Origin of the sequence: Cyanobium sp. BA20m-p-22 (assembly GCF_024346275.1) — a bacterium.
Lineage (GTDB): Bacteria > Cyanobacteriota > Cyanobacteriia > PCC-6307 > Cyanobiaceae > Cyanobium_A.
Window position 1 is genome coordinate 1 of sequence record NZ_JAGQCQ010000181.1, and the last position, 7,499, is coordinate 7,499.

Annotated in this window: 9 protein-coding genes; 7 read left to right on the forward strand and 2 right to left on the reverse strand. The window is 69.8% G+C overall.

Annotation, left to right across the window (positions count from 1 at the left end):
* The coding region (locus KBZ15_RS14575) for a DUF4336 domain-containing protein (RefSeq protein ID WP_255015935.1) at positions 1-371 on the forward strand (371 nt) is incomplete at its 5' end.
* Here KBZ15_RS14575 and KBZ15_RS14580 read toward each other — a convergent pair.
* Both KBZ15_RS14580 and lepB read right to left on the reverse strand, forming a co-directional pair.
* The gene (locus tag KBZ15_RS14580) at positions 368-727 is read right to left on the reverse strand and encodes a DUF760 domain-containing protein (protein WP_197150587.1); all 360 of its coding nucleotides are present in this window, start codon (positions 725-727) and stop codon (positions 368-370) included. The genes KBZ15_RS14575 and KBZ15_RS14580 overlap by 4 nt on opposite strands.
* Before the next feature lie 30 nt (positions 728-757).
* Positions 758-1,369 (reverse strand): signal peptidase I, encoded by a 612-nt coding sequence (gene lepB / locus KBZ15_RS14585; protein WP_255015936.1) that lies wholly within the window; start codon positions 1,367-1,369, stop codon positions 758-760.
* A gap of 43 nt (positions 1,370-1,412) precedes the next feature.
* Between lepB and menD the strand changes: the two genes are divergently transcribed.
* The 6 genes from menD to KBZ15_RS14615 all read left to right on the forward strand — a co-directional run.
* On the forward strand, positions 1,413-3,203 hold the full coding sequence (gene menD / locus KBZ15_RS14590) for a 2-succinyl-5-enolpyruvyl-6-hydroxy-3-cyclohexene-1-carboxylic-acid synthase (RefSeq protein ID WP_255015937.1): 1,791 nt from the start codon (positions 1,413-1,415) through the stop codon (positions 3,201-3,203).
* Positions 3,200-4,060 (forward strand): 1,4-dihydroxy-2-naphthoyl-CoA synthase, encoded by an 861-nt coding sequence (gene menB, locus KBZ15_RS14595; protein WP_255015938.1) that lies wholly within the window; start codon positions 3,200-3,202, stop codon positions 4,058-4,060. Before menD ends, menB begins: the two co-directional genes overlap by 4 nt.
* 19 nt (positions 4,061-4,079) lie before the next feature.
* A complete protein-coding gene (locus KBZ15_RS14600; protein WP_255015939.1) occupies positions 4,080-4,622 on the forward strand; it encodes a L,D-transpeptidase in 543 nt (180 codons plus the stop codon).
* A 39-nt stretch (positions 4,623-4,661) separates the two neighbouring features.
* On the forward strand, positions 4,662-6,134 hold the full coding sequence (gene glgA, locus KBZ15_RS14605; protein ID WP_255015940.1) for a glycogen synthase GlgA: 1,473 nt from the start codon (positions 4,662-4,664) through the stop codon (positions 6,132-6,134).
* A complete protein-coding gene (locus KBZ15_RS14610) occupies positions 6,131-6,862 on the forward strand; it encodes a hypothetical protein (RefSeq protein ID WP_255015941.1) in 732 nt (243 codons plus the stop codon). Before glgA ends, KBZ15_RS14610 begins: the two co-directional genes overlap by 4 nt.
* Positions 6,862-7,499 (forward strand): Mur ligase family protein (locus KBZ15_RS14615; protein ID WP_255015942.1); only part of this gene is annotated, 638 nt, incomplete at its 3' end. The genes KBZ15_RS14610 and KBZ15_RS14615, both read left to right, overlap by 1 nt.

The window sequence follows — 7,499 nt, forward strand, 5'->3', positions numbered from 1 at the left end:
ACCCCTTCCGCTGGCAGCGAGGCTGGCAGGCCGAATTCCGCCGGCTGGTGCCCGGCGAGCAGCCGACTCTGCAGGTCGCTCCGGTGCTGGAGCGGCTGGTGTTTCCCCGTTGCCAGGCTGCCCTGCTGGCCTGGATTCGCTGCCTGGCGCGGGAACCGCAGCTGCGCTGGCTGGTGCCGGCCCACTACGAGGCCCCGCTGGCCTGCAGCCCGGAGCGGCTGGGGGAGCTGGCGGCCGAGCTGGAAGGGCGGCCCTGGGCGCCCGATGGCGGTAGCTGGGCCTACCTGGCGGGCATCGATCGGGCCTTGGTGCGCTGGGGGGTGGTGCCGGCGAGCCCTGCCGTTGCAGCTCAGGAGTGGCCGAAGGACTAGGACCTGAGTTCGCCGGGATCGGCGTCCAGTTCCGTATCCAGATCACCACAGCCCAGCAGGCTGGTATCCAGCTCCATCCGCTGTTCCATCTGACGCAGGAAATAGCCGGTCATCATCGCCGAGGCAAGCAGGCCGGCCAGGTTGTCCCGGCTGGTTTGGATCTTCACTTCAAATTGTTCGCCAGGCAGCATGCCCAGCAGCCCCTGCACGTTGTGGCGAATGATGTCCTGAATGTCACCACTGGCGGAGCGGGCCACGCGCTGCAGCACATCCGGTGACTGTTCCTGGAGATACTGAATCAGCGAGTTGCCGCTAATCGCCTCGTTGTCGGTGGTCAGGAACTCCGGATTAAACATCGCCGGTGTGCTCTGCGGCCGGCCTGCACCCTACCCCACCTCTTCGGCTCCACCAGGTGGGTGTCCGGGGTTGGAGAACCGTAACCAGCCGATTCGGTTGGGGGGCCAGTAGCGCAGCACGGCGGTGCCGATCACCGCCTCCCGGGGCAGGGCCCCCCAGAGGTGGGAATCAAGGCTGGCATTGCGGTTGTCCCCCAGCACCAGCAGGTGGCCTGGGGGCACGCTCAGCGGTGGGAGGGAGTAGCCCATCGGTTCGGCCGACCAGTCGAGCGGCGCCGGTGCCCCGTTGCGCCAGAGCACCCCATCGCGCACTTCGACCCGATCCCCCGCCTCGGCCACCACCCGTTTGATCAGGGCGGCATTTGGGTCGTAGCCAGCATCAAGCAGGGCCGCAGGCGGGTGGAACACCACCACGGTGCCGACCGGCAGGGGCCGATGCAGGCGGGCGCGGAGCTTCTCCACCAGCACCCGGTCCTGGAGCTGGAGGCTGGGCAACATCGAGCCGGAGGGAATCCAGCGGGGTTCGAGCGCGACCCAGCGCAGCACCAGGGCCAGCGCCACCCACACCAGCAAGGGCCACAGCTGGCGGCGCAGGCTTGCCAGGGGGCCGGCATTCGCGGCTGGGTCAGGGGGGGTAGCCAAGGGCGCAGGCGAGGATGGGCCTTCCATCCTGTATGGCCCCGGCGTGGCGTTGGCCCCCCGCAACCTGGAGGCGGCGCTGGTGCTCCTGGCGGCGCTGATGCGCCATGGCTTGTCCCAGGTGGTGCTCTGCCCGGGCAGCCGCTCCGCAGCCCTGGCCCAGGCGGCCGGCCTGCTGGAGGCCCAGGGGCTCGGTCTCTACACCTGCGTGGATGAGCGCTCCGCCGCCTTTTTTGCCCTGGGGCTGGGCCGGGCCTCGGGCCAGGCGGCAGCGGTGATAACCACCTCCGGAACCGCAGTCGCCAACCTGCTGCCGGCAGCGGTGGAGGCCGATTACGGCGCCATCCCCCTGCTGTTGATCACGGCGGATCGGCCCGACCAGCTCAAGGGCTGTGGGGCCAACCAAAGTGTCAACCAGGAGTGTTTCCTGGCGGCGAGTGTGCGCTGGCTGGGTCAGGGCGATGGTGCTGGCCTGGCCGCCATGGCCGATGGGGCCATCGCCGAGCTGGCCCACGCCGCCCTGCTGGCCGCCCGGGGCTCTAGCCAGGCCCCGGGGCCGGTGCATCTCAACCTTCCCTTTGCCGAGCCGCTCCACGCCGACGGCCCTGCCCTGCTCCAGGCCAGGGCCGCCCTTGAAGCCGCACCGCCGCCCCCGCCAGTTGCCATGCCGGCTTCCCTCGCAACTCCAGCTTCGGCTTGCCCTGGGCCGCTGCCCGAACTCGATCGCCCCGGCCTGGTGGTGGCGGGCCCCTGGCGCGGCTTCCCCCAGCATTGGCAGAGCCAGGTGGAGGCCCTGGGCCGCTGGCAAAGGCGCACCGGCTGGCCCCTGCTGGCCGATGGCCTCAGCGGCCTGCGCGGCCAGGCCCAGCTGGAGCTGGTGGCGGGCTACGACCTGCTGCTGGATTGCACCGACCATTGCCCCGACCCCGACCTACGGCCAGCCCAGGTGCTGCGGCTGGGTCCCCTGCCGGCCAGCCGGCGCCTGCAGCGCTGGCTGGCAGAGCTGGGCGTCCCCCAGTGGTTGGTGAGTGAGGCCGATCCCCGCTGCCTCGATCCCCTCGGTAGCGGCTGTCAGCAGAGCGCGGCGGGGCTCGCCGGCTGGATGACGCTCTGGCCAGACGCCTGCTGGCAGGCCAGGCCCGACCCGGCCTGCCTGGAATTGGCGGCGGCCTGGCGGCGGCGGGAGGGGGCCCTGCAGAGCTGGCTCTCTGGCGCCCTGCCCGCGGCGGCGGCGGAGCCTGCCTTAGCGCGGATGCTGGGCCAGGCCCTGCCGGCGGGCGTGCCCCTAGTGATCGCCAACAGCAGCCCCGTGCGCGACTGGGAGAGCTTTGGCGATCCAGCCGCGCCCTGGCGGCCCGTGTACAGCTTCCGGGGGGCTTCCGGCATCGATGGCACCCTCTCGAGTGCCTGTGGTGTGGCCGAGGCCCTGGGTCAGGCCGTGTTGCTCAGCGGTGATCTGGCCCTGCTGCACGACAGCCACGGCTGGCTGTGGCAGCGCCAACTCCAGGGCCGACTCACCGTGATCCTGATCAACAATGGCGGCGGCGGCATCTTTGAGCAGCTGCCGATCCGCACCATGCCGGCGGCGGCCCTGGATTTCGAGCGCCTTTTCGCCATGCCCCAGCCCCTCGATCCGCTGGCCCTGGCGGCCGCCTATGGGGTGCCGGGACGCAGGGTGGTGGCGGCCGGTGATCTGGCTGGGGATCTGGCTAACCAGCTGGCTTGGGCCCTGCCGCAGCCCATGGCCCTGCTGGAGCTGGTCACCGACCGCCGCGCCGACGCCAGCCTGCGCCAGGCCCTGCGCAGAATGGCCAGCACAGCCATGCTGCAGCCGTGACCCTCCGATCCGATCTGCCAGCAGCGCTGCACTGGCAACCTGCCGCCAGCTACGAGGACGTGCTGTTTGACCGGTGCGAGGAGGGCATCGCCCGGATCCGGATCAACCGGCCCCACAAGCGCAATGCCTTCCGGCCGCGCACCGTGCAGGAACTCTGCGACGCCTTCTCCCGGGTGCGGGACGACCCCAAGGTGGGGGTGGTGCTGTTCAGCGGGGTCGGGCCGGCCGCCGACGGGGGCTGGGCCTTCTGCGCCGGCGGCGACCAGAGCGTGCGCGGCGATGGTGGCTATGTGGATGAGGCGGGCCTGCCCCGGCTCAACGTGCTCGACCTGCAGCGCCTGATCCGCAGCCTGCCCAAGGTGGTGATCGCCCTGGTGGCGGGCTATGCCATCGGCGGCGGCCAGGTGCTGCACCTGCTCTGCGATCTGAGCCTGGCGGCGGAGAACGCCGTGTTTGGCCAGACGGGGCCGCGGGTGGGCAGTTTTGATGGCGGCTTTGGGGCTGGCTACCTGGCCCGGGTGGTGGGCCAGCGCAAGGCGCGCGAAATCTGGTTCCTCTGCCGCCAGTACGGCGCCGACCAGGCCCTGGAGATGGGATTGGTGAATGGGGTGGTTCCCCTGGCCGAGCTGGAGGCCGAGGGGATCCGCTGGGCCCGGGAGGTGATGCAGCACAGCCCCACGGCGATCCGCTGCCTGAAGGCCGCCTTCAATGCTGAAACCGATGGGCTGGCCGGTCTGCAGGAGCTCGCTGGCCAGGCCACCCATCTCTTCTACCGAACGGCGGAGGCCCGGGAGGGGCGCGATGCCTTCCTGGAAAAACGCCCGGCTGATTTTTCCGATGCGCCCTGGTTGCCCTGAACTGTGCTGGCTGGGCCCTTTGGGCGCCTGGGCAATTGGGGCAGGCCTGCTGCTGCTGGGCGGCCCAGTCCTTTCCCAGCCAGTCCTGCCCCAGCCGATTCCTCCCGTTGCCGCAGCCCCCACCAGCGGCCCCTACCTGGTGCTCGATCGGCGCCAGCGCCTGCTGCTGGTGCTGGAGGGGGGCCAGGAACGGCGCCGCTTTCCGGTGGGGGTAGGTCGCCCCGGCTGGGAGACCCCGGTGGGCCGCTTTGAGGTGATCGAGCTGGCCCGCAATCCCACCTGGGAGCATCCCGTCACCGGCCAGCGGATTCCGCCTGGTCCGGCCAATCCCCTCGGCAGCCGCTGGATCGGCTTCCACCGTGACTGCAAGGGCCGGGCCGGCTTCAACGGCCGCGAGCACCTGGTGGTGAAGGGCTGCGTGAGTGCCGGCTTCCATGGCACCCCCCAGCGCGCCAGTGTGGGCCAGGCCGTCTCCCATGGCTGCGTGCGCCTGCTGGATGAGCACGTGCGCGAATTGTTTGAGCTGGTTGAGATGGGCACCCCGGTGACGGTGTTGCCATAGGCCGCCCGTAGAGTTTCGGCCACTTCCGGTGGAGCTGGGATGCGGGTCTTGTTTGCTGCGGCCGAATGCGCCCCGATGATCAAGGTCGGCGGCATGGGAGATGTGGTGGGATCCCTGCCGCCGGCCCTGGCGGCCCTGGGCCATGACGTGCGGATCATGCTTCCCGGCTACGGCAAGTTGTGGTCGCGGTTGCAGGTGTCGCCCGAGCCGATCTGGCGCGGCCACACCATGGGCAATGACTTCGCCGTATTCGAGGCGCGCCATCCCACCAATGGCTTGCTCCTCTATCTGGTGGGTCATCCGGTGTTTGACCCGGAGCGCATCTATGGCGGTGAGGATGAAGACTGGCGCTTCACCTTCTTTGCCAGCGCCACGGCCGAATTCTGCTGGCACCACTGGAAGCCCCAGGTGCTGCACTGCCACGACTGGCATACGGGCATGTTGCCGGTGTGGATGCACCAAGACCCGGAAATCAGCACGGTGTTCACCATCCACAACCTCAAATATCAGGGCCCCTGGCGCTGGAAACTCGACCGCATGACCTGGTGCCCCTGGTATATGCAGGGGGACCACACCATGGCGGCGGCCCTGCTCTATGCCGACCGGGTGAATGCGGTGTCCCCCACCTATGCGATGGAGATCCGCACGCCCCAGTACGGCGAACACCTCGACGGCCTGCTCAACTTCATCAGTGGCAAGCTGCGCGGCATTCTCAACGGCATTGACACCGAAGACTGGAATCCGGCCAGCGATGCCAGCCTGCCGGCGCGATTCTCGGCCACGGATCTGGCGCCCCGCGCCCTCAACAAGCAGGCCCTGCAGGAACGCTTCGGCCTGGCGGTGAGTCCACGCTCCTACCTGATGGGCATGGTGAGCCGGTTGGTGGACCAGAAGGGGGTGGATCTGCTGCTCCAGGTGGCCGATCGGGTGTTGGCCTACACCGACAGCCAGATCCTCGTGCTCGGCACCGGCGACCGGATGCTGGAATCGGGCCTCTGGCAGATGGCTTCCCAGCATCCCGGCCGGTTTGCCGTGTTTCTCACCTACGACGACGCGCTCTCCCGCCTGGTCTACGGCGGTTGTGATGCCTTCTTGATGCCCAGCCGCTTCGAACCCTGCGGCATCAGCCAGATGCTGGCGATGCGCTACGGCTCGATTCCGGTGGTGCGCATGGTGGGGGGCTTGGTCGATACGGTGCCGCCCAACGATCCCCTGGCCGGCACCGGCATGGGCTACGGCTTTGATCGCTACGAGCCGATCGACTTCTACACAGCGATTGTGCGCTCCTGGGAGGCCTACCGCCACCAGAAGAGCTGGCAGGAGCTGCAGCGGCGCGCCATGGCGGTGGACTTCAGCTGGGCCCGTTCCGCCCTGGAATACGACGCCATGTACCGCGATGTCTGCGGTGTCAAGGAGCCGACGCCCGAGGCGGCCGATGTGGAGAAGTTCTCCCAGGGCCAGGACGCCGATCCCAGCCGCAGGGGCCTGGCCTCCCTGCTCAAGCGCCGTTGACCTTGCCCTTTGACGCCCCCCCGGCCGGCCCTGATCCGGCCCATCCCTATCCGGCCCCCTACGAGGAGCCCTGGGGGCGACTGGCCTTTGATCTGCGGGCGGCCCTGGCCAGCACGGGCCTCAGGCTGCGGGAGCTGGCCCGGCGCAAACGCCAGGGGGAGCTCTCGGTGCCGGGATTCTGGCCGCCTTCCCTGGCCTGGCTGTTCTGGCCGCTCTTGCTGGCTCTTTTGCTGGCCCTCTTTTTGGCCCTGGTGCTGGCCCTGGTGACTGCCGTTGGACCGGCTCTGGTGCGCCGATCCGACTCGGCTGGAGCGCCCGCTCAAGAGCTCGTTCAATCTCAGCCGGCTCTGGCTCACCCCGCCCAGTCTCAGCCCGTTCAACAACAGCCTGCCCAGCAACAACCCGTTCCACCAGCCCCAAGCCCGCCAGAGCAGGCCCCGCCCCTGGCGATCGATCCCCTGCTGGCCCTGCTGGCTGAGGATGATCCCCGGGGCTGCATCGCCTCGGCCCGGCCCTACCCGGGGCAGGGTCGCCTGGAGTTGGAGTTGGCGCCAACCTTCCTGGCCCTGGCTGGGCCGCTGCGCCAGCAGCAGGCCGACCAGTGGCTCGAGCGCAGCCGCGAGCTGGGCTACGAGCGGCTGCGCCTGCTCGACGGGTCCGGGGCCCTGCTGGCCCAGGCCGCCCGGGTGGGCAGTGGGATGGTCCTGCTGGGCCCCGCCTCGCCGTGATGGCCTTGCACCTGGGCCAGCTGCAGCAGCTGTGGGGTCCGCCCGTCACCGGACCCCTCACCCCTGCCCAGGCCAGCACCAAGCTCGAGCCGCAGGCGATCTGCACCGACAGCCGCCAGCTGGCCGCCGGCCAGTTGTTTGTGTCCCTGGTGGGCGAGCGCTTTGACGGCCATGCCTTCCTCCCCGCCGCCCTCGAGGCCGGTGCCGTCGCCCTGCTGGCCCAGGCGGAGCAACTGCCGCCCGCTGCCCTTGCCGCCGTGGCGGGCTCAGTGCCCCTCTGGCTGGTGCCAGACACCCTGCTGGCCTACCAGCAGCTGGCCTGCCTCTGGCGGCGCCAGCTTTCTGCTGCGGTGGTGGCGGTGACCGGCTCGGCCGGCAAAACCACCACCCGGGAACTGATCCGGGCGGCCCTGGCCCCCCTCGGGGAAGTGGGGGCCTCTAGCGGCAATGAGAACAACGACGTCGGCGTGCCCCTCACCCTGCTGAAGGCGACCCCTGCCCAGGCGGCCTTGGTGGTGGAGATGGGCATGCGGGGCCTGGGTGAAATCGAGCGACTCAGCCGCTGTGCCTGCCCCGATGTGGCGGTGATCACCAACATCGGCACGGCCCACATCGGCCGGCTGGGCAGCCGCGAGGC

What these genes read in the sequence shown, in the direction of transcription:
- glgA (WP_255015940.1), top strand. Translation starts at nt 4,662, where the DNA reads ATGCGGGTCTTGTTTGCTGCGGCCGAATGCGCCCCGATGATCAAGGTC.
- KBZ15_RS14580 (WP_197150587.1), bottom strand. Translation starts at nt 727, where the DNA reads ATGTTTAATCCGGAGTTCCTGACCACCGACAACGAGGCGATTAGCGGC.